Raw genomic sequence first — 20,741 nt, forward strand, 5'->3', positions numbered from 1 at the left:
CTATTCCTATGCAGCTTTCTACTTCTACCGCACTCGTCACCGGCGGGGCCTCCGGTCTGGGAGAGGCAACGGTCCGGCTCTTTCACCAAATGGGGGCCCATGTGGTCATCGTTGACCTGAACGAAGAACGAGGACATACGCTGGCCGGCGAACTGGGCGAACGGGCCCGGTTCATTCGCACGGATGTCACCAGTGAACCGGATGTACAGGCCGCTGTTGACCTGGCTCTTTCCGAATTCGGCGGACTGACAATTACGGTTAATTGCGCAGGCATTGCCGAGGCTCGTAAGACGATCGGCAAGACCGGAGACACCTATGGTCCGCACTCGCTGGCGGCTTTTGAGAAAACCGTAAAAATCAATCTCATCGGGACATTCAACGTCATCCGTCTGGCGGCGTTTGCGATGGAAAAGAACAGTCCGAACGAAGAGGGCGAACGCGGCGTCATCATCAACACGGCTTCGGTGGCGGCCTATGACGGGCAAATCGGTCAGGCGGCCTATTCGGCTTCAAAAGGCGGCATTGTGGGCATGACGCTCCCCATTGCGCGGGATCTGGCACGGACCGGCATCCGGGTGATGACCATCGCACCGGGCCTTTTTGAGACGCCGCTGCTGATGGGCCTGCCCGAAGAAGCCCGCCTGTCGCTCGGGCAACAGGTGCCGTTTCCTTCCCGCCTGGGCCGCCCGCAGGAGTATGCCCTGCTGGCCAAGTCGATCGTCGAAAATCCGATGCTGAACGGCGAGGTCATCCGGCTCGACGGTGCCATCCGGATGGCACCAAAGTAATCGCAAAATTAAATTTTGATTAAGGATAACCTCCTGATGCTTTGTCTGTTAAATGCCGGTTAAAAGGCAATTAAAGTAAGGTTACATGGTTGCAGGATTTGCGAACGCTTTGCACCTTTGCACAGTACTTAACACATCCCTAACACGCGCCACCTCTATTCCTTATGAACTACGATCGCTATTTCCTGATTACGTGCCTGATGGGTGACGAATTGTACAAAGAGAAATCCAAAAAAAATAAGTCTCCGCGTACCGAAGCCCTGGAAGAACGATTCAATCTCCTTGCCCAGAAGCCGTTAGATAAATACATACGCAGCGGAATGCCCTGGCTCCGAGTCTGGTAAATTTGTTTGGCAACCCCGCTACGGCGGGGTTGTTTGTTTCTGGGCAGCCAGAAGCTCCGAAAACAGCCCGTCGGCCTTCCAGACGCTCATTCGGGCAAACAACTCCTCGCGATACCACTGCTTCTGCCGGGTTCGCCGAACCACCTCCCGATGCCCGGCCTGCCGGTAGGCAAACTGCTCGACCGCCTTCTCATCCCGCCACACGCTGAACGTACATTGCTGTACCACAGGCTTTTCGCCCACGCCGATGGAAAAAAGAAGGTCTCCGGTCAGGGATTGAAGACGTTTGCGGGCTTGGGGAACATGCCGCCAGAAATCCAGCAGCGCCCGGAACCGGATGGTTGCCCTCGTCAGAACGGCTACCGGCCTGTCTTCCAGCCTTTCGTGCTCAACCGAATCATCCGTGAAGGGATTCTGGCCGTCCCATTTCCCGTGCGACCGGTAGGGACGAAGCCACAAAGTTCCGGTACCCTCCGTTCCGTTAATGTACCGGCTCCAGGCTGGGGACTCAAAAAAGGCGGCGGCGTCTTTCTCCGTATCCCATACCGCCAGAAAAACATAGGTTGACCAGTTGGGCATGAGGCCAAACTGCCTGCCGCTGCCCATCATTTTCTGAAACTGCAGCCCACGGCTTTTGAATGGGTTCATCATCCAGCGGCCCATGTTGGCAAATGCCCGGTAATGACGGCCCGGTGCGTACTTTAGAAGCGTAAACGTAACGAACATTTTCAGGATAGACTACCCTGCTGTAAGTGTTCGTCTACCGGCTTTGTTCATAACCCGTTAATTTCCTTAGCGTGGGGCAGCGGCGGACGAGCCGCCACTCATGCGCAGCAGTCCATACCCAATGATTCCCGAAAGAAGCGAGGCCAGGAGAATGGCCAGCTTTGCCGTTGTCTGCGCCTCCGGGTTGTTGGGGAAAGCCAGCAGCGTGATAAAAATGGACATTGTAAAGCCGATGCCGGCCAGTGCCGACACGCCGATCAACTGCCGCCACGCAACGCCCGTCGGCAGGGCAGCGAGGCCGAAGCGCACCGACAGCCACGCAAACAGCGCAATGCCCAGCGGTTTGCCAAGGGCCAGACCCGTCAGAATGCCCAGCGCCAGTGGACTGCCCAGTTCGCTCAGGCCGCCGAGTTCGATGACCAGGCTCGTGTTGCAGAAAGCAAACAGGGGAATCACAAAAAAAGCCACCAGACCATGCATCTGATTTTCGAGCCGCTGGGCGGGGGAACTGATGGTGTTGTTCAGGTCTTCCAGTTCTTCGCTGATGTCGCGCGGATGCACGTCGCCGACGGTCATCGATTCATTGATCACCAGCAGGCGGTCGTCGATGAGCCGGGTCACTTCCTCCCGGCTGTAGCGAATCCGGAACGGAATGGCGGCGGCCAGCAGCACACCCGCCAGAGTCGCGTGAATTCCCGACTTAAGGGTAAAATACCACAAAACCAGCCCTAGAAGCAGATAAACCGGCAGCGCCCTAACCTGCAGACGGTTTAAGAGCAGCAGTCCGGCGAAGACGCCCGCCGCGGAGTACAGGTACGACATCTGGATTTCTTCCGTGTAAAAAAACGCGATAACCAGCACCGCGCCCAGGTCGTCGACAATGGCCAGCGCCGTCAGAAAGACTTTCAGGGAAAGCGGCACCCGGTCGCCCAGCAGCAGAACAATGGCGAGCGCGAAGGCAATGTCGGTAGCCATCGGAATTCCCCAGCCGCCCGCGGTAGGCGTCCCCGTATTCAGCAGGAGAAACAGGCTCGCCGGAACCACCATGCCTCCTAGAGCGCACACCAGCGGCAATGCCGCTTTCTGCACCGTCGACAGTTCTCCCTCCAGCACTTCCCGCTTGATTTCCAGACCGACAATGAGGAAAAACAGCGCCATCAGCCCGTCGTTGATCCAGTGGGAAAGCGTTTTCGACAGCACAAAATCGTTGACGGAAAACGTTAGCTGGCTTTCCCAGATAAAGGGAAAATAGGCGGCGATGCCCTCGTTGATGTTGGCCAGCAGGAGCGCCAGGATACTACTGAAAAGGAGGATGATTCCGCTGGACGTTTCCGTCCTGATAAACTCGGCAAAAGGTCGGACAAGCGGCCGGAGGATTTTTGCCAATACGCTCTCTTGCATGGGGAGAAATGTTTTGCGGCCGTGAAGCCCGGATACCGTATATAATTAGCCCGGCTCTGAATTGTTTCTACAAAGTTGGCCCAAAAGAATTTTTCGGAAGCGGCCGTTACCAAAAGCTCATCAAAAGCTTTTTGTTGAAACCTTCTGACAAGTTGTAGACGAAGTTCCACAAAAAAGTCCGGTCGCCTTGCAGCGACCGGACACCTACCTCCCCTCGTCCTACCTGTTCTTAATTATCATCTTTGCCATCCGGATCGACTTTATCCTCGGCTTTATCAAAGGCACGTCCGATGTTTTTACCGGCCCGTTTGAAACCCGTTTTCACATCCTGCCAGGCGGCGGCAGTAGCGTTTTGGGCCCGGTCCAGGTCCTGACCTAACTCCTTGCGCTCGGCTTCCAGTTCGGCCAGTTCTTCTTTGCTTTCGGCTTTGGCTTCGCGGCCTTCGCGCTTCATTTTGGCCTGCAGTTCATCAATGCGACGGTCCAGTTTTTCGGTCCGTGCGTTGATTTCAGCCACTGCTTCCTTGCGCTCCTCCTCAAAATTGGCGGCTGCGCGGTCTCCGGCGGCTTCGGCTTCAGCCCCGGCTTCGCGGGTTTCCTGGCCTATTTCGTCACCGGCTTTCTCTGCATCATTTTCAATCGCTTCACCCGTCTGCTCCAGCGCGTCGTCGGTCTGGGCATCGTTCTTATTATTATCACAGGCTACCAGCGACATCGAGGCGACAACCATAAATGCCCCGGCGAATAAACGAATCTGCTTGACTACCATTTGTATCTTTTTCATACCAGTGTGGAGTTATTGTTTGCAGAAACGTCTTTCGCAAATCTCATGCCGGACCAAAAAGGCAGTAAGGCAGTAAGTTGTTAGTGGCTCCGCCGCTTTTCAATGGAGGCAGCGCACTTACCAACTTATCGCCTTACCGCCTTACTACCTTTTTTCACATTCCCTTCCACTTGATCGCGCAGCCCACGGCTTTGGTCGTGGTGGTCACGACGGGCTTATCGGTAAGCAGGTTGCCGAGGGCCTCATCTACGTAGCGTCTTTTGACGCCGGTCGCATCCTGCGGGCTGTCGTCGATGGCACCCACGTACTCCACCGTAAACTTTTCGCCCGACCGCCGGAGGATATACACCTGCGGCGTTCGGGTCACGCCGAACGCCCGCGCCACGTCCTGCGTTTCGTCGAGCAGGTACGGAAACGGGTAGCTCCGCTGGGCGGCCCGCAGTTTCATGTTATCAAACGAGTCGTCTTCGTACGCCGACGGGTCGTTGGGCTGGATGGCCAGCACCGGGTATCCCTGGGCCGCATAGCGACGGTCGAGCGCAATGATCCGGTCTTCGTAGGCTTTGGCAAACGGGCAGTGGTTGGCGGTGAAGACCACCAGCACGCCCCGACCCGTTTTGTAGTCTGATAAAGCTACCATCCGGCCGTCCACGTTTCGCAGCCGAAAGTCGGCCACGACGTCCCCGACGGTATAGGACAGCACGTTTTGCGGTTCCGCGGCGGGCCGGAAGCCCGTTAGCAGCAGAACCAGCCCGACAACCATCCATCCAAATACTTGTTTCTCTCTCATGTAAGTACTGATAACCAGTTCGTTAAGAACATGCCCTGCGCCTGTCTCCTGCGCGTTCACGGTGTTGTCTGAAGTAGAGCAAATATCGTGCAGAGTTGCGGGTAACTGGCGGAGATGGACAGGTCCGGTGTGCATGACCCTCCTTGTCGATCGGCGTCCGATAATAAGCAAAATATAAACTGGTTGTGTGTATGTCGAAGTAAATCTTTCCGACGATCCTTAGATACCGGAATAAGGGATAAGATTAACACGGGGCAACTATTTTTCTTTTGCGCAGAATCTCCTATATTTGCACCTCATTTTCAGGAACATTCGATTTATCCTAATTAATCATGTACGCAATCGTAGAAATTGCAGGCCAGCAATTTAAAGTTGAGAAGGGCCGTTACGTCTACACCCATCGGTTGGAAGGCGATACGGACGCTGCGCTTGTATTCGACAAGGTTCTGCTTGTTGACAATGACGGTACGATTTCGGTAGGCGCCCCGACCGTCGCAGGCGCATCAGTATCTGGCAAAATTCTGGAGCATCTGAAAGGCGAAAAAGTGATCGTCTTCAAGAAGAAGCGCCGGAAAGGGTACCGGAAGAAAAACGGCCACCGTCAGTATCTGACCAAAGTCCTGATTGAAGATATCACAATTTAAGTTTAGAGTTTAAAGTTTATCGTTTCGAGTTCAGTCAACCTGAGCCGTCAAACTATAGACCATAAACCATAAACTAGAAACTAGTTGAAAAATGGCACACAAGAAAGGCGTAGGTAGCTCCAAAAACGGCCGTGACTCGCATAGCAAACGCTTGGGCGTGAAGCTCTTCGGCGGCCAGTCGGCCATCGCAGGGAACATCATCGTTCGCCAGCGCGGCACCAAACATCACCCGGACAAGAACGTGGGTATCGGCCGAGACCACACCCTGTTCGCTCTGGTAGACGGAACGGTTCAGTTCCGGAAAGGCAAAGACGGCCGCTCATTCGTGAGCATCCAGCCGATTGCTGCTCCGGCCGCTGAAGCTCCGGCAGAAGCTTAATTGCTCCAAAGCACCCGTAAAAACCTGTCAGCCCTAGGGCTGACAGGTTTTTTTATGTCCGGAAACTGAAAGCCGTACGAATGCTGTTAGGTAGATGGTTCAACGTTCGGGGTATTCGGCCCGGCAACGTACGTTACCCGTTGAACCTTACACGTTAAACGATTCCCAAAGATATGAACGCTGCACTCCGCCCGCCCGTGATGCTGTATACGGAGATGAGTCCGAACCCGAACTCGATGAAGTTTGTGGTCAACCGCGAACTCGTCCCGGAGGGGCTGTCCTTCGATTACGCCGCTCCGTCCGATGCCCTGCTCGACGGCAAATCCTCCCCGCTGGCCGTGGCCCTGTTTGGCTTTGAATACGTCCGGCGCGTGTTTATTTCCCGCAACTACGTCACCCTGACCAAGGACGAGGACACCGACTGGGGCGAAGTGCTTTTCGAAGTAAAGCCGTTCCTGAAAAAATACCTGGACGAAGACCAGCCCGTCTTTACCCAGCGGACCGTGGAAGCTAACTCGACCGTGGTCGAAGCCGATTCGCCCGCGGTGCAGAAAATCAAAGCGGCCCTCGACCAGTATGTCCGTCCGGCCGTGGAATCCGACGGAGGAGCCATCACGTTCTATTCGTTCGACGAAGAAACCGGCCTGGTCAAAGTTCTGCTGCAGGGATCGTGCAGCGGCTGCCCCTCGTCCACACTGACCCTCAAGGCAGGCATCGAGAACCTGCTGACCCGCCTCGTTCCGGAAGTCCGGACCGTCGAGGCGCAGGGCGTTTGATTCCGAAATGAAAAATGAAGAATGAAGCTTTGCCGGATCGGGGCGGGCGGTTCATTCTTCATTTTTCATTATTCATTCAATTTTCCTTCCGTTTAATCATTTTTGCACCGAAATAACGCTTTACGGGCGTTATCTATCTGTTCCTACCAACATTCGTGGCTGGTTTCCGGCTGCTTCGGTGCATGAAAAAAATCCTTTTTTCTCTTTTGGTGAGTCTGGTTCTGGCAAGTTCGGCCGGAGCGCAGAATATGCTGGGTGTTTCGTCAAGCCCGTACGGCGGGACGCAGAGCCTGTATCTGAATCCGGCTTTTGCGGCCGACTCCCGCCACAGTTTTTACCTGAACGGGCTGGCCGGCAACGCGCACATCAGCAACAACTACGTTCGTTATCAGGCGCCGTTCTCCCTGTTTCAGCTCGCCACCGGGCGGGTTCCGGCTCAGTACAAACGGCCCGACGGCTCGGTTGAATTCCGCACGGAGTATACCGGCGAAATTCTGGATGGCAAAGCCAAATCCGGGACGGCCTGGACAGACCTGCGCGGCCCTTCCGCCCTGTTCCGGCTCGGCGACCGCGCCGCGCTCGGGCTGACCACCCGGCTCCGCTCCTCGGCCCAGTTTTCCAACGCTTCGGAGGAAATCCTGTCGGTCTTTCGGGCCGGACTGGAAAACGACGCCCTGTACAACATTCCCAACCGCAACAACCAGTTCAGCACCCATACTACGACGTACGCCGAAGCCGGTCTGACGCTGGCCGCCACGCTGCTCGATGATGGCTACCAGCGGCTGAGCTTCGGGGCCACCGTCAAACGGCTGCAGGGCCTGACTTCCGGCTTTCTGATCAACCGCGGTCTGGATTACCGCATCGTGCTGAACTCGAACAACATCAACGACGCTTATCTGCAAATCGACCAGGTCAACGCGGAGCTGGGCTATTCGACCTATCTGGGCGACCGGGGCCGTTCGGTCACGCTGCGGCAGCTGTTCGACGCCAACAATCCGGGCAAGGGCTGGGGAGCTGATGTCGGCTTTTCGTACCAGATGCTGGACGAAGAAGACCCGACCCGCTACCGCTTCCGGCTCGGAGCGGCCCTGACGGACCTCGGCTCCATCCGGTACCAGAGCAGCCAGTACATCCAGCGGTATTCGATCCGGGAAACGGCCCGTCGGCTCGACGAGGACGATTTTCGGGACGTCCGGGATATAGACGACGCGGCCCGGGTCCTTCGCGACCAGCTGACCGACGAGTCGCAGAACCTGCGGGCCTATTCGTCGGGTCTGCCCGCCGCCCTCAGCCTGAACGCGGATTTTCAGATGACGGGCGACCTGTACCTGACCGCGACGTACCTGCGTGACCTCCGCGGCAAAAACGCCATTGCGATGCACCAGCCGACGTTGCTGGCCATTACGCCCCGGCTTGAAACGGGCGCGCTGGGCGTTGCCATTCCGTTATTGTACCTGAATCGTACGTTCACGGCCGGGGCCAGTTTCCGGCTGGGACCGGTGTTTGTCGGTACCGACAACCTCATCGGCCTGATTGCCAGCAGCGGCAATGCCCTTCAACCCCGCGGCGCGGATGTGTACGCCGGGCTGAACATTGCAGGGCTGCGACGAAAACCGTAAATTTATCATTCCCGGAAGCTGCTGAACGGCTTCCGCATTACCGAATTAGCTTGCCCATGAGTACCCGCCAACGCCTGTTTCTGTTAAACATCCTCTTTCTGGCCCTTTGCTTCGGCAGGGCGGCGGCCCAGTCGCCGGTGACCGAATTTGTCGTCCAGATACAGGCCAAAAACGCTCAGGGCGAGCTGGTCCCGGCCACGCTGACGATTACTTCGGAGTCAACGGGTCTTTCCCAGAAAGGCACCCTTCGGAACGGAAGCTATACCGTTTCGCTGAAGGCCGGTGCGACGTACGAAATTGAAGCCAACCACGAGGAATACCGGACGGTCCGCAAGAAACTGGTGCTGGGCGTTGTCCGCGATCCGGCTCTTGCCCGCGAAACCGTCGAACTGACCATGCTGCCCCGACAGCCCCGGCAGGAAACCGCTCAGACAGCCGTGACGGTCCGCATCATCGACGGAACCAGCGGCCGCCCCCTCAACGAAGGTTTTGACATCCGGGTAGAAGACCTGACCCGCGGACAAACCATTCAGCTCATTACGGCCAGCAAGAACACGGTAACCTTCCGCACGCAACCGCTGCACCGCTTTCGGTTTGTGGTCAAAGCCAACGGCTTTCAGCCTTATCGCTACGAATCAGAAGCCCGGATGCGCAACGACATCATCATTCCGCTGCGCCGGGAAGCGGGCCGGACGCCCAAAACGTACACCCTGCGGCTGGTCGATGAAGCGTCCCAAGCCCGGATTCGCACGGCCGACATTCAGCTCATCAGCCAATACGAACAGGCCGTCGAACTGAAACAGGACCGTGACCCGGGCGAGTGGCTCGCGGCGCTGGACGACAGCACCTCCTACCGCCTGACCGTGCGAGCCACGGGCTACGAGCCGCTGGCCCTGCCCCTGCCGCGCCCGGCAGGCCCGTTGATTCTGCTGCCCATGCGGAAAGCCGCCGAAACGCCTGTTCCGGCAAAACCGGAAGAACAGGTGGTGACGGCCCGCCCCATCGCCCCGGCTCCGGCCACGCTGCCCGAACTGACCGCCCGCACGCGGGCCACCACCCTCGACAACGTTTTCTTCGACCAGAGCAGTTACCAGCTGCGACCCGAGTCGCACGCCCAGCTCGATCTGCTGGCCGACCAGTTGAAGAACCGCCCGACGCTGCGGATTGAAATCGCGGGCCATACCGACAATGTGGGAGACCCTCGTTTGAATCAGGCCCTTTCGGAAAACCGCGCCCGGGTCATTACCAATTATCTGACCGGAAAAGGCATTGAAGCGGGCCGGATTCGGTTTCGGGGTTATGGCTCCCAGCAGCCAGTGGCCCCGAACGATTCGGAGGAGAACAAACGGAAGAACCGCCGGGTGGAAGTTCGCGTCCTGTCCGAATAACACCGTCCGGCAACGTTCAATCAACGATTTTCGGTTTTTGCTTGACGAACGGGAGAATTGCGTTATTTTGTAACTCTTACGCCACTTCTCTGTCTCATGCAACGCTGGTTATACATTCTGGTCATATGCCTCGGGCTAATGCCGTTCGGGCTGTCGGCAACTGTCCTGACCGGGCCGGGCGATTACAAAATCAAAGTTGAAGTACAGAATCAGCAGGGCCAGTCGATCACGGCTACCGTGACCGTGACCGGCGTAAAAAATAAGACCGTCCGCCGCCGAACGCTCAAAGGCGACAGCTTCACGTTTCAGCTTCCGGGCGGCGACACCTATCAGTTCGAAGCCAGCGCAGCGGGCTTCCCGCCCGTCCGCCAGAATGTACGGCTGGAGGTTCCGACCGATAATTCGGTGATGGAACAGACCCTCGTGCTGGTGCTGGGAACCCACAAAACGCCGGTGACCATCGTCGTGCTCGACGCCGAAACCGGGCAGCCTATCAAGGAAGGGTTTATGGTGCAGATGGGCGCGGATGCCGACGAGCAGGCCGCGGATTCACGCATCATCACCGAGCCGTCCGTTACGCTGGAAGCCAGTCCCGAAAAGCCGTTCCAGTTCATTGTCCGGGCGCGCGGCTATCATTCGCACGAGCATCAGGTCGCGGATGTGCGGGAACCCAAAGACGTGATTGTCAAGCTTCGCAAACAGCAGGAAGCCACCATCCGGCCCTACGACATCCGGGTTATGGACGGCGATTACCGCTATGTGCTGCCCCGCTGCGACATCCGGATTTGGGACCAGCAGAACCGGCCCGTCACAGTCACCAACGACCGCTATACGGGCGACTGGCGGGTGCTGCTGGAAGACGATGTTTCCTACAACATCGAAGTAAAGGCGCAGGGATTCATCACCCACCAGGGTCCGCTGACCCGGCCGCCGCAGTCGCTGATTCTGGTCGTTATGTACCGCGATATTCCCAGACCGGCCTCGGTCGAGGAAGTGAAGAAACCGGGTATGGAGGTGGTGACTGTCCCGACCGAAGAAAAGGCCAAACCGGCCGAAAAGCAGGATTTTTTTAGTCGGCTGGCGGATAAGCTGGGACGCTCGGAAGACACGGACCTGACGGGCAAAGTCATCACGCTGAACAACGTGTACTTCCGCCAGGGCAGTTACGAAGTGCTGCCGGAATCGTTTCCGGAACTGGACCAACTGGCCGAATCGCTCAAGAACCGCCCGACGCTGCGGGTCGAGATCGGCGGACATACGGACCGGCTCGGCGACCCCAAGATGAACCTTTTCCTGTCCGAAAACCGGGCCAAATCCGTCTACAACTACCTCATCAAAAAGGGCATTCCCCGCAACCGAATTCGCCACACGGGCTACGGATTTAGCAAACCGGTCGCTACCAGCGATACGGAAGAGAATCGCCAGCGCAACCGCCGGGTAGAAGTTCGGGTGATCGGCAACTGACCGGACGAAGGCGCCTCAGGCTGTATGCGTCGCTCCGGGCTGCTGGTATTTACTGACCCAGTACTGATAAACCGAGTGCATTAGCTCTTTCATTTCGCTGAAGTGCAGCGGCTTGTTGATGCAGGTCATGGCGCCCAGATCGATACAAAGCTTCAGCTCGTTTTCATTTTGGGTATTGATGAACAGGACGACCGGGATTTCCCGAAAAATTTCGTGCTCTTTCAGCAGCCGAAGCGTTTCAAAACCGTTCAGACCCGGCATGTACTTGTCCAGCATCACAATCCAGCGGGCCGCCGAAGCCGAACCCTGCTGCCGCACATCCTCTTCCAGAAACTTAAGTAAATGGTCGCCGCTTTCCAGTTCCTTTACCGTTGTAGGCAGGTCAAGCGACTCCAGCGCCATCCGCATCAGCAATCTATCCTCCTCATCGTCATCCACCAGCAGTATTGTCGGCGATGCGGGAATGGGTTTTTCTTCCATAATCGATAATCGTGCGGTCCCCAATGACTGCGGGGACCGCATTTAGCGGGCAAAGTTCCGGCGTTACTGACAAAAATGTAGGCCGTTGGATAGACTTAATTCCGCTTACTTCATAAAAAAGTCGGCTTCCCGCACCAGGGTTTCACCGCCCGTTGTCAGGGTGTAATTGAAGCCTTTCTGAATGCTGTACGCGCCGTATTGCCCGGCCCGGTTGACGGCCAGAATGCCCACCTGCAAATCGCGGTACTCGGGCGTTTTTTTGACCATGCGCCGGATTGCCTCCTCGCAGGCCTGCTGCGGTGTTTTGCCCTGGCGCATCAGCTCTACCACCAGAAAAGCGCCCAGCGCCCGCATCACGACCTCACCCAGGCCGGTAGCGCAGGCGCCGCCGATTTCGTTGTCCACAAACAGGCCGGCTCCGATGATCGGCGAATCGCCGACGCGCCCGTGCATTTTGTAAGCCAGTCCGCTGGTGGTACAGGCTCCGGAAAAATTGCTGTTGGCATCCACCGCCAGCACGCCGATGGTATCATGGCGCTCGATGTTGACGACGGGCTTGTATTTCGATTCTTTTTTCCAGTCCTCCCACGCTTTGCGCGAAGAGTCCGTGAGCAGATTTTCTTTTTTGAATCCGTTGGCCAGCGCGAATTGAAGGGCTCCTTCCCCGCTCAGCATGACGTGCGGCGTTTTTTCCATCACCTGACGGGCCACCGAAATTGGGTGCATGATGTGCTGCAGGAACGAAACGGACCCCGCCCGGCCCTGCTCGTCCATGATGCAGGCGTCGAGGGTGACGTTGCCGTCGCGGTCGGGCAGGCCGCCATAGCCGACGGAGGTGTCTTTGGGGTCGGCTTCCGGAACGCGGGCGGCGGCTTCTACGGCGTCGAGCGAACGTCCTTTTTTACTCAGAATGGCCCAGCCGGCTTCGTTGGCCCGGCGGTTGTTCCAGGTGGAAATAATAAGCGGAAAAGAGGGCTTGGGCTGAGCCACCGTTTCGGAAAGACCCAAACGGGTTACCAGCGCACCGGCCAGCGAACGGGACAGCCAATCACGACGGGAAATCATAGGAAAGTTGGTTTTTTCGGTAATTAACGCATTTTTAGTGAACTACCAACACGGTCCCCTGCTTCCGGCCCGGCAACCGCTCCGACCGCATGACGAACACATACAGGTCCGGAGGGACGAGCACGCCGCTGGTGGAGCGGCCGTCCCAGGGGCCAGCCTGGGCGTTTGCCGCGAAAATCAGTCCGCCCCAGCGGTTGTAGATTTCGAGGCGGCAGTCGGGATATTCTTCCAGCCCGCGGATTACCCAGGTGTCGTTGATGCCGTCGTTGTTGGGCGAAAACGCGTCCGGAATGAGTAGCCGGGTGAAAACCGAAACCAGCATCTGCGCCGTAGCCGTACAGCCCTGCGGCGAGGTGGCCGTGACCGAATACGTGGTCGTTTCGCCCGGAGAAGCCACCGGACGGGCCGCCGCCGCACTACTGAGTGTCGCGGCTGGCGACCACCGGAACAGCAGCGTGTCTGCCCCTTTGGCATCCAGCGTTACGGAGCCGCCCCGGGCCATCGTCAACTGCCCGGACACCAGCGCCGGGGCCGCCCAATGCCGCACCGGCACCGTGTCCGTGGCCACGCAGCCGCTGGCGGGTTCAGTGGCTTCCACCACGTACCGGCCCGCCTCCGCCGCTTTCACGCTGGCCTCCGTAGCGCCCGCAATAAGCCCGTTGTTTCGCCGCCAGCGATAGGTGTAATCGCCGCCGGGAGCCGTCAGCGTGACCGAGCCGCCGGGGCAGAAGACGAGCGGGCCGTCCGCCGTCAGCTTGATGGGTGTCGGCAGGGTCACCGTCACGGTTACGCTGCCGGGTGAGGTGACGGGCTCGCCGCAGGTGTTGGTAAATTTCCGCACGACGGTATAAGCGCCGGGCGATTTTACGCTCAGGCTCGCCAGAGTATCGCTTTTCAGGTCCTTGCCGTCGCGCTGCCACTGGTGGACATAGTCGGGCGACTCGCCGGTTCGCAGGACGGGCGACAGACCCTGGCAGATCGTCAGGCTGAGCAGCTGGCCGTTGTCCATCTTCACGGCGGCGGGAGGCAGCGTTGAGGCCAGCGAAATAACGGGCGCGGGCGGGGCGGTTTTGGGACAGTCAACCACCACCAGCTGAAAGTCCCGGCGAACGGAGCCGATGCGCTGACCGGCCCGGTATTCTTCGCAGAGAACCGCCAGCACAAAAAGCCCGATGCGGCTGGGGGTTACGGAAAGCTGGCCCGTGGCGGGGTCGATGGCGAGGGCCGGATTGCCGGGCACCATCGCGGTCTGGCTGAAGCCGGTCTGCCACTGCACTACCGGATAGTTCGAACTCGGCTCGATGGACGTGCCGCTGCTCTGGCTGGTGAACCCTTTGTACGGGGTTACGAGCGAGTAGCGCAGTTCGTCCCCGTCGGCGTCCGTCGCGGCAAACGAGGCCGTCAGCGGCTTGCCTAAGCAGCCGTATAGCGAGGTGGGCCGGACAAACACCGGCGACGAGTTGGCCGTGGTCTGCAAAGCCGGAAACTCCAGGTAAAAGACCATTCCCGTATCGCCGGGCTTTACCAGGTTGTCCAGGTTGGGATTCCGGCAGCAGACGCCGTAGACGAGGTAATACCCCTGGGCGTCGTCGAACCGGCTCATTGTCAGCGCGATTTCTTTACCATAACGGACTTCTCCCAGTTGGAGCGGCCGCAGGCTGGCACAGGGATTACCCCCGGCCGAAAGCGGCGTCTGGCCGAGCAGCGGCAGGTCGTACTGCCCGATTTTGAGGTTGTTGCGGCGGGAATAGACGGCGACCGTAATGTTGTCCCTCACGTCGCCGGCCAGGCTGCTTTCGCGGTCGATGTACAGATCAATGCCGAAAAAATACTGATTGGAGCGGTTGGTTGCCGTCAGGCGGGCATTTCCGCCGACAATGTGCGAAGCCACAGCCAGTTGACAGGCCAGAAGCCACAGGATGAAGCCAGAAAGTGTACGCATGCAGGTAGAGACAAAGACGTACCCTTCTGTATGTACAAAAATAAGGCCACGGTCATCATTCCTCCGAAAAGACCCGGAAGCGGGCCGGACGCCTCTTTTTTACGGAGGTCCTCTGCGAATTCTTTGCGTCTTTGCCGTTAAAATCAAATGCCGAAATTTTAGTAGTTTTGACCAGATACACCCATCCGAGGGCATGACTGAACGCGCAACGTTTTTTGATACCAAAATAGAATTTCTGAAAGGTGTTGGGCCGCAGCGTGCCGCTACGCTCAACAAGGAACTGAACATTTTCACCTACGGCGATCTGATTCAGTACTACCCTTTCCGGCACGAAGACCGCACGAAGTTTCATACCATCGCCGAATTGTCCGAACTGCTTCCCGCCGCGCAGGTACGGGGGCGGCTTCGCGACTGGAGTATCCTGGGCGAAGGCCCCAAACGGCGGCTGGTGGCTACCTTCACCGACCACACGGGCACGATGGACCTGGTCTGGTTTCACGGTATTTCGTACTACGAAAAAAGTCTGCGGCCGGGGGGAGAATACATCGCCTACGGCAAACCCCTGTATTTCAGCGGCACGTACAGCATTACCCACCCGGAACTGGACGTTCTGACTCCCGAAAACGAGCAGGGCGGCATGCTGGTGCCGGTTTACAATCTGACCGAAAAAATGCGCCGGACGCATTTCGAGAGCAAGGCCATCGCCAAAGTCATGCGCCAGCTGCTCGACATTGCCCGGCCGTACATCCACGAAACCCTGCCCGACGCCCTCATCCAGAAGTTTCGGCTTATTCCGAAAGCGGCGGCCCTGGAATACATTCACCTGCCGCCCAGCCCCGCCTGGCTGCATCAGGCCCAGCGCCGGCTGAAGTTCGAAGAGCTGTTTTACAACCAGTTACGGCTCATCAAGAACAAGCTTCTGCACAAGGTCGAATACCCGGGGCAGGTGTTCAGAAGCACGACGCTGCTCAACCGTTTTTACCAGGACCACCTGCCCTTTGACCTGACCGGCGCCCAGAAGCGGGTCGTGAAGGAAATTTACGCCGACGTCACCACCGGCAAGCACATGAACCGCCTGCTGCAGGGCGACGTGGGCAGCGGAAAGACGATTGTGGCGTTTATCACCATGCTGATGGCCATCGACAACGGGGCGCAGGCCTGCATCATGGCCCCCACCGAAATTCTGGCCGAACAGCACTACCAGGGCCTCAAGGTCTTCGCCGACGCCCTGGGCATTCACATCGACATCCTGACCGGTTCGACCAACAATAAGCGCCGGAAAGTGATTCATGAGGAACTGGAAAACGGCAAGCTGAACATCATCGTCGGAACCCACGCCCTGCTGGAAGACAAAGTTCAGTTCCAGAACCTCGGGCTTTGCATCATCGACGAACAGCACCGGTTCGGCGTGGCCCAGCGGGCCAAGATGTGGGCCAAGAACACCGACATTCCGCCGCACATTCTGGTCATGACGGCCACACCTATCCCGCGTACGCTGGCCATGACGCTCTACGGCAACCTGGACCTCTCCATCATCGACGAGCTTCCGGCGGGCCGCAAACCGATCAAAACCGTGCACCGCTACGATACGCACCGCTCGGAGGTGTTTGGCTTCATGCGGCAGCAGATCGAACTTGGCCGGCAGATTTACGTCGTGTATCCGCTCATTGAAGAATCCGAAAAGCTGGATTTTAAGGATTTAATGGACGGCTACGAAAGCATGAGCCGGGCCTTTCCGCTGCCGAAATACAAGCTGGGCATTCTGCACGGCCGGATGCTGCCCTACGAAAAAGACGACGAGATGACGCGCTTCAAAAAGGGAGAAACCCAGATTATGGTCGCTACGACCGTGATCGAGGTCGGCGTGAACGTACCGAATGCCAGCGTGATGGTCATCGAAAGTGCCGAGCGGTTCGGACTGGCGCAGTTGCACCAGTTGCGCGGGCGCGTGGGCCGGGGAGCCGAACAGTCGTACTGCGTCCTGATGACGGGCTATAAACTCAGCAAGGAAACCCGCATCCGGATCGAAACGATGGTCAAAACCAACAACGGCTTCGAGATTGCGGACGTGGATTTGCAGCTGCGCGGCCCCGGCGACCTCTCCGGTACGCAGCAGAGCGGCATCGCCGACCTGCACATCGCTGACCTCGCCAAAGACGGAGCCATCCTGACGGCCGCCCGCGAGTCGGCCCAGGCGATTCTGGAGGAAGACCCGGACCTGATTTTACCGCAGAACGCACCCATCCGCCATCAGGTGGAAGCCCAGCGGCAGGGCGAAACGAACTGGAGCCGGATCAGCTAACCCCGCTCATTGCTTCAGCACCGCCCAGGAGCTTACCGCCCGTCCGCCCGAGTGCAGGCGAAGGTAATACCGGCCCGGCGGCAAGTCCGTCAGCGACCACTCCAGCGTCTCGGTTTCCCCGCGGCCCGTTCGGGCTCCGCTGAAGAAGACCGGTCGGCCGAGCGCGTCGTACAGCGTCAGGTCCGCGACCGCTCCGGTGGCTATTTTCCACTCGATAATCAGCCGGTCGGCGGTGGGGTTCGGATACGCTTTTAGCGACAAGACCGGGGCCGTCAGTCCGAGCGGCTGGAGCACGGTCACTTTGACGGGGCCGGACACCGTGCCGGGGCCGCACTGCCCGGAAACTGACCGCAACGTATACTGGGTGGTCGAGTCGGGGCGGACGGTCAGCCAGAGCGGCGACCCGGCCGTTTCGAAGGCGCGGCCGCTCCAGTCCACGACCCGCCAGGGCCCGCCGCCCGTCAGGCGCACGGCCAGCTTCAGGCTGTCGCCCCGCTGGATGGTGGTGTCGGGCGGGAGAATGGCGGCAGCAGCAGGGTTTAGTCGTACCGTTGCGGTCTGGCTGATCGCGGCATTGGCGCAGTAGGCCGGATAACTGACGGTCAGGCGGTAGTCGCCCGCGCTTTTGCTGCCGCCTTTCGGAATCAGCAGCTCCCGTTCGCGACTGGCAAAGCCGTTGGGGCCGGTCCAGTTGTACTTTAACGGGGAGCGCCAGGTATGCCCGACGATTCCGTCATGCGTTTCGTTCGGAATCAGCAACAGCGTATCGCCTTCACAAAAGCTTGTTTCCCCCAGAATCTGCACCGAAGGCTTTGTTACGCCAATGTACTGGGTCCTGACGACCGTTCCTGAGCACGCGCCCGAATAGGTAGCGGTCAACTTGTACACACCGTCCATCGCGGGCGTCAGCTCACCGACCGTTACCCGCTGACCGGCGGCGCTGAACCCGTTCGGCCCGGACCAGCGGAAGTCCCATTCGACACCATGTACATGCGTTGTATCGGTGAGTTCCAGTTGCAGCAACTCACCGGGGCAAAACAGCGTGTCGATCTCATAATCACCGGGTAACTGCCGTTTTGCAAACGGCCGTATGACAGGGTCGGGGGCTAGCTCCCGAACCTCGGCGGAAGCCGTGACCGTGTCGCGGCAACCCGCAAACCGGGCTTTAACCTCATACGTGCCTACTCCGGAAGCGACTGGGTGCAGTTCCGTCGACCGGAATCCGTTTGGGCCGGTCCACAGCACGGCCTGCGGCGGGTCAGTCCACCGGTAATCTGTAACCGCGGCCAGCCAGAACGAGGCCCCCGGACAATAGTTGTGCGCCCAGGTGGACCCGTACCCGTTCGGCAATCCACTCCCGATTTCTATCCGGGGGCTTCTCTGAACGAAAACGACTTCTTCACTCGCTTCAAGAGCGCACCGTCCGTTAAGGGTAGCCGTGAGGCGGTAGGTGGCCGTCGGCAGGTCGGGCATTTCGTCAATTACCGGTTCTTTAAGCGTGCTGGTGAACCCATTGGGGCCGGTCCAGCGGTAGCTCACGCTGGCGGTGGGGTCGCTTGAATAGACACTGCTGTAGAGCGTACGCCGCTGTTTAGGACAGAACTCTTCTAACTCATTCGTTATGGCATAAACACTCAGGTAGTGTACATCAACCCGTTTGACCACCGTAATCTTCCCGGTATAGGTTCCGCTGAAGACCGCCTGGACAGTATACATTTTACTGTATTGCGCATCAGGAATGCTGACCTCCTCGCCAACCCATTTACCCCCCCATTGGTCACTCCATTCGTAAGTGACGGTCGTGCCGGCGGGGAGCGACGTGGTGGAGGCCTTCAGCCGGATGGTCTGCCCCTGGCAAACCGGGCTATTCGATACAAAATCAACGCTGGGCTTTAGTTCCTGAGCGAAAGTCAGGGAACACAGAAAGACAAAAAACGAAGTGAAAGCTACGGACATACGAACCATACAGCACCAACCAAAAAAAGAGTGGCCCAAATTTAAACCAATACTCCATCATTTGTAGTTTAAAACAACAAACTGTCGCATCGATTTATGTCCGTTAATCGGGGCAGCGGAAGTAAAGGACTCCGTTTGCTATTTTTCGGCGAACTTTGTCATTCAAACCTTTTAGTAAGTAAATAAGTCTTTAATTTACCAGAAAGAATCGTTGCCACTATGTCCACATCCGACCGGGAATCTGCCAGCGCCCTTACTCCTGCCGACTTCGGGCAGCGGGCCGAGTTGCTGCAAAGCATCCTTGACCAGTCGCCGCTGGGCGTTATTGCCCACCGGGCGGTACGGGACGATTCAGGCGAAATCTGCGACTTCGAAGTGGTTGCCTACAACCGGAAAGCGCTGGAAGTGGTGGGCGTTCCGGAACCGGCTTTCGGCCACGGAGCCCGGCTTTTTGAGCTTTATCCCGTTCAGCGGGAATACCTCGATAAACTGCGGCGGGTGGTTCTGGAGCAGGTAAGTTTTTCGGAAGAACGCCTGTACGAAGTGACCAACCGCTGGCTCCGGCTCACCTTCACGCCCATGCCTGACGGGTACCTCAATACGTTTGAAGACATTACGGAGGCCAAAACGCATTTCGAAGAGTTAGAGCAAAAGAACCGGAAACTGGAGGAGCAGTACCATCTGCTCCGGTCCGTTATTGACAATTCGCCGAGTGGACTTATCCTGTTCGAAGCCATCCGCGACGACCAGGGCCGGATCGAAGACTTTCGCTACCTGCTGACCAATCCGTCCAACGCGGCGGTTGTCCATAAATCCGTGGAAGAACTGGAAGGTGAGCGGTGGCTGACGCTGTTTCCGGCCTTCCGGGGGACGGAGATGGAGCAGATTCTGCACGACGTCACCGAAACCGGCGAGGCCCGCCGCCTGCTGATGCCCGTCGAAATCGACGCGATTCAGGGCTGGTTCAACATCCAGTTTGTGAAACAGGGCGACGGAGTGCTGATGCTGTTTCTGGACGTGACCGAAGCGCAGCTGTCGAAACAGGAAATGGAAAACCTGAACGAGGAACTGCGCCGGTCGAACGAGAACCTCCAGCAGTTTGCCTACATCGCTTCCCACGACCTGCAGGAGCCGCTGCGCAAGATTCAGTCGTTCGGCGACATCCTGCAGGGGCAGTTTGGCGACCAGCTGGGCCAGCGGGGCATGGACCTCATTAACCGGATGCAGAGCGCGGCCCAGCGGATGCAGTCGCTGGTTCAGGACCTGCTTGCCTTCTCGCGCCTCTCCACCGACCAGGGCACCTTTACGACCATCGACCTCAACCAGCTGCTGGTTTCGGTGCAGAACGACCTCGAACTGGCCATTCTGAAAGAAGGCGCCCAGATCAGCATCGAACCGCTGCCCGTCATCGAGGGCGACACCAACCAGCTCCGGCAGTTGTTTCAGAACCTGATCAGCAATGCCGTCAAGTTCCACCCGCCCGACCGTACGCCCCGTGTGCAGGTCCGGTCCCAGGCGCTGCCCGGGTCGGAGCTCCCCGCCGGCACCCCGCTTTCCTACAGCAAAAACTACGTTCGGATCGACATTCAGGACAACGGCATCGGCTTTGATGAAAAGTACCTGGAACAGATTTTTGTGATGTTTCAGCGCCTGCACGGCAAGCAGCAGTACGCCGGAACGGGCATCGGGCTGGCCATCTGCAAAAAAATAGTCGAAAACCACGAAGGCTATCTGACCGCCAGCAGCCAGCCCGGCGAAGGCGCGACGTTTACCGTAATTCTGCCCCGATTGTGACTCATTTAAAGGCAAAACCGTCCAAAAGAACGGTGCCTATACCGACCCCGGCGTTCGGTCCTAATCGGCGGTAGTCCGGCAAACCGGCGAAATTCCGAC

At 58.2% G+C, this 20,741-nt stretch carries 17 protein-coding genes; 9 read left to right on the forward strand and 8 right to left on the reverse strand.

All coding sequences use genetic code 11. The annotated features are described in order from the left end of the window. Nucleotides 1-8 precede the first annotated feature (8 nt). On the forward strand, nucleotides 9-788 hold the full coding sequence (locus tag ORG26_RS08705; protein ID WP_266368490.1) for a 3-hydroxyacyl-CoA dehydrogenase: 780 nt from the start codon (nucleotides 9-11) through the stop codon (nucleotides 786-788). A gap of 362 nt (nucleotides 789-1,150) precedes the next feature. Here the strand turns inward: ORG26_RS08705 and ORG26_RS08710 are convergent, their stop codons facing one another. The 4 genes from ORG26_RS08710 to ORG26_RS08725 form a co-directional block, all read right to left on the reverse strand. Further along, complete coding sequence (locus ORG26_RS08710; protein ID WP_266368492.1) at nucleotides 1,151-1,858, reverse strand: DUF3291 domain-containing protein; 708 nt, start codon at nucleotides 1,856-1,858, stop codon at nucleotides 1,151-1,153. A 66-nt stretch (nucleotides 1,859-1,924) separates the two neighbouring features. After that, nucleotides 1,925-3,259 carry a Na+/H+ antiporter NhaA gene (gene nhaA / locus ORG26_RS08715; protein WP_266368493.1) on the reverse strand — a complete coding sequence of 445 codons (1,335 nt, stop codon included), beginning with the start codon at nucleotides 3,257-3,259 and terminating at the stop codon, nucleotides 1,925-1,927. A gap of 229 nt (nucleotides 3,260-3,488) precedes the next feature. After that, nucleotides 3,489-4,043, reverse strand: a complete 555-nt coding sequence (locus ORG26_RS08720) for a sll1863 family stress response protein (protein WP_266368495.1) — start codon at nucleotides 4,041-4,043, stop codon at nucleotides 3,489-3,491. Nucleotides 4,044-4,197: 154 nt separating this feature from the next. After that, nucleotides 4,198-4,833: a thioredoxin family protein gene (locus ORG26_RS08725; protein ID WP_266368497.1), complete on the reverse strand. Its 636-nt coding sequence runs from the start codon at nucleotides 4,831-4,833 to the stop codon at nucleotides 4,198-4,200. 332 nt (nucleotides 4,834-5,165) lie between these two features. Here ORG26_RS08725 and rplU point away from each other — a divergent pair, with 332 nt between their 5' ends. From rplU to ORG26_RS08755, 6 genes are all read left to right on the forward strand, one after another. Further along, nucleotides 5,166-5,477 carry a 50S ribosomal protein L21 gene (gene rplU, locus ORG26_RS08730; protein WP_266368499.1) on the forward strand — a complete coding sequence of 104 codons (312 nt, stop codon included), beginning with the start codon at nucleotides 5,166-5,168 and terminating at the stop codon, nucleotides 5,475-5,477. Nucleotides 5,478-5,568: 91 nt separating this feature from the next. Further along, the gene (rpmA, locus tag ORG26_RS08735; protein WP_266368501.1) at nucleotides 5,569-5,856 is read left to right on the forward strand and encodes a 50S ribosomal protein L27; all 288 of its coding nucleotides are present in this window, start codon (nucleotides 5,569-5,571) and stop codon (nucleotides 5,854-5,856) included. A gap of 173 nt (nucleotides 5,857-6,029) precedes the next feature. Continuing rightward, on the forward strand, nucleotides 6,030-6,632 hold the full coding sequence (locus ORG26_RS08740; protein ID WP_266368502.1) for a NifU family protein: 603 nt from the start codon (nucleotides 6,030-6,032) through the stop codon (nucleotides 6,630-6,632). Between the two features lie 182 nt (nucleotides 6,633-6,814). Continuing rightward, nucleotides 6,815-8,251, forward strand: coding sequence for a DUF5723 family protein (locus ORG26_RS08745; protein ID WP_266368504.1), 1,437 nt, complete (start codon nucleotides 6,815-6,817; stop codon nucleotides 8,249-8,251). A gap of 56 nt (nucleotides 8,252-8,307) precedes the next feature. Then, the gene (locus ORG26_RS08750) at nucleotides 8,308-9,639 is read left to right on the forward strand and encodes an OmpA family protein (RefSeq protein ID WP_266368506.1); all 1,332 of its coding nucleotides are present in this window, start codon (nucleotides 8,308-8,310) and stop codon (nucleotides 9,637-9,639) included. Between the two features lie 96 nt (nucleotides 9,640-9,735). Beyond that, a complete protein-coding gene (locus ORG26_RS08755) occupies nucleotides 9,736-11,103 on the forward strand; it encodes an OmpA family protein (protein WP_266368507.1) in 1,368 nt (455 codons plus the stop codon). 15 nt (nucleotides 11,104-11,118) lie between these two features. Here the strand turns inward: ORG26_RS08755 and ORG26_RS08760 are convergent, their stop codons facing one another. The 3 genes from ORG26_RS08760 to ORG26_RS08770 form a co-directional block, all read right to left on the reverse strand. Further along, on the reverse strand, nucleotides 11,119-11,583 hold the full coding sequence (locus ORG26_RS08760; protein ID WP_266368509.1) for a response regulator: 465 nt from the start codon (nucleotides 11,581-11,583) through the stop codon (nucleotides 11,119-11,121). A 105-nt stretch (nucleotides 11,584-11,688) separates the two neighbouring features. Further along, the gene (locus tag ORG26_RS08765; RefSeq protein ID WP_266368511.1) at nucleotides 11,689-12,648 is read right to left on the reverse strand and encodes a N(4)-(beta-N-acetylglucosaminyl)-L-asparaginase; all 960 of its coding nucleotides are present in this window, start codon (nucleotides 12,646-12,648) and stop codon (nucleotides 11,689-11,691) included. 34 nt (nucleotides 12,649-12,682) lie between these two features. After that, nucleotides 12,683-14,590: a T9SS type B sorting domain-containing protein gene (locus tag ORG26_RS08770; RefSeq protein ID WP_266368513.1), complete on the reverse strand. Its 1,908-nt coding sequence runs from the start codon at nucleotides 14,588-14,590 to the stop codon at nucleotides 12,683-12,685. A gap of 193 nt (nucleotides 14,591-14,783) precedes the next feature. On the opposite strand from ORG26_RS08770, the gene recG reads away from it, so the two are divergent. Further along, nucleotides 14,784-16,892, forward strand: coding sequence for an ATP-dependent DNA helicase RecG (gene recG / locus ORG26_RS08775; RefSeq protein WP_266368514.1), 2,109 nt, complete (start codon nucleotides 14,784-14,786; stop codon nucleotides 16,890-16,892). A 6-nt stretch (nucleotides 16,893-16,898) separates the two neighbouring features. On the opposite strand, the gene ORG26_RS08780 is transcribed toward recG, so the two are convergent. Next, complete coding sequence (locus ORG26_RS08780; protein WP_266368515.1) at nucleotides 16,899-18,848, reverse strand: T9SS type A sorting domain-containing protein; 1,950 nt, start codon at nucleotides 18,846-18,848, stop codon at nucleotides 16,899-16,901. A gap of 219 nt (nucleotides 18,849-19,067) precedes the next feature. On the opposite strand from ORG26_RS08780, the gene ORG26_RS08785 reads away from it, so the two are divergent. Then, entirely contained in the window at nucleotides 19,068-20,642 is a 1,575-nt protein-coding gene (locus tag ORG26_RS08785; RefSeq protein WP_266368516.1) for a sensor histidine kinase, read from the forward strand. The last annotated feature ends 99 nt before the right edge of the window (nucleotides 20,643-20,741 follow it).

This window comes from Tellurirhabdus rosea (genome assembly GCF_026278345.1).
In the GTDB taxonomy this organism is placed as follows: Bacteria; Bacteroidota; Bacteroidia; order Cytophagales; family Spirosomataceae; genus Tellurirhabdus; species Tellurirhabdus rosea.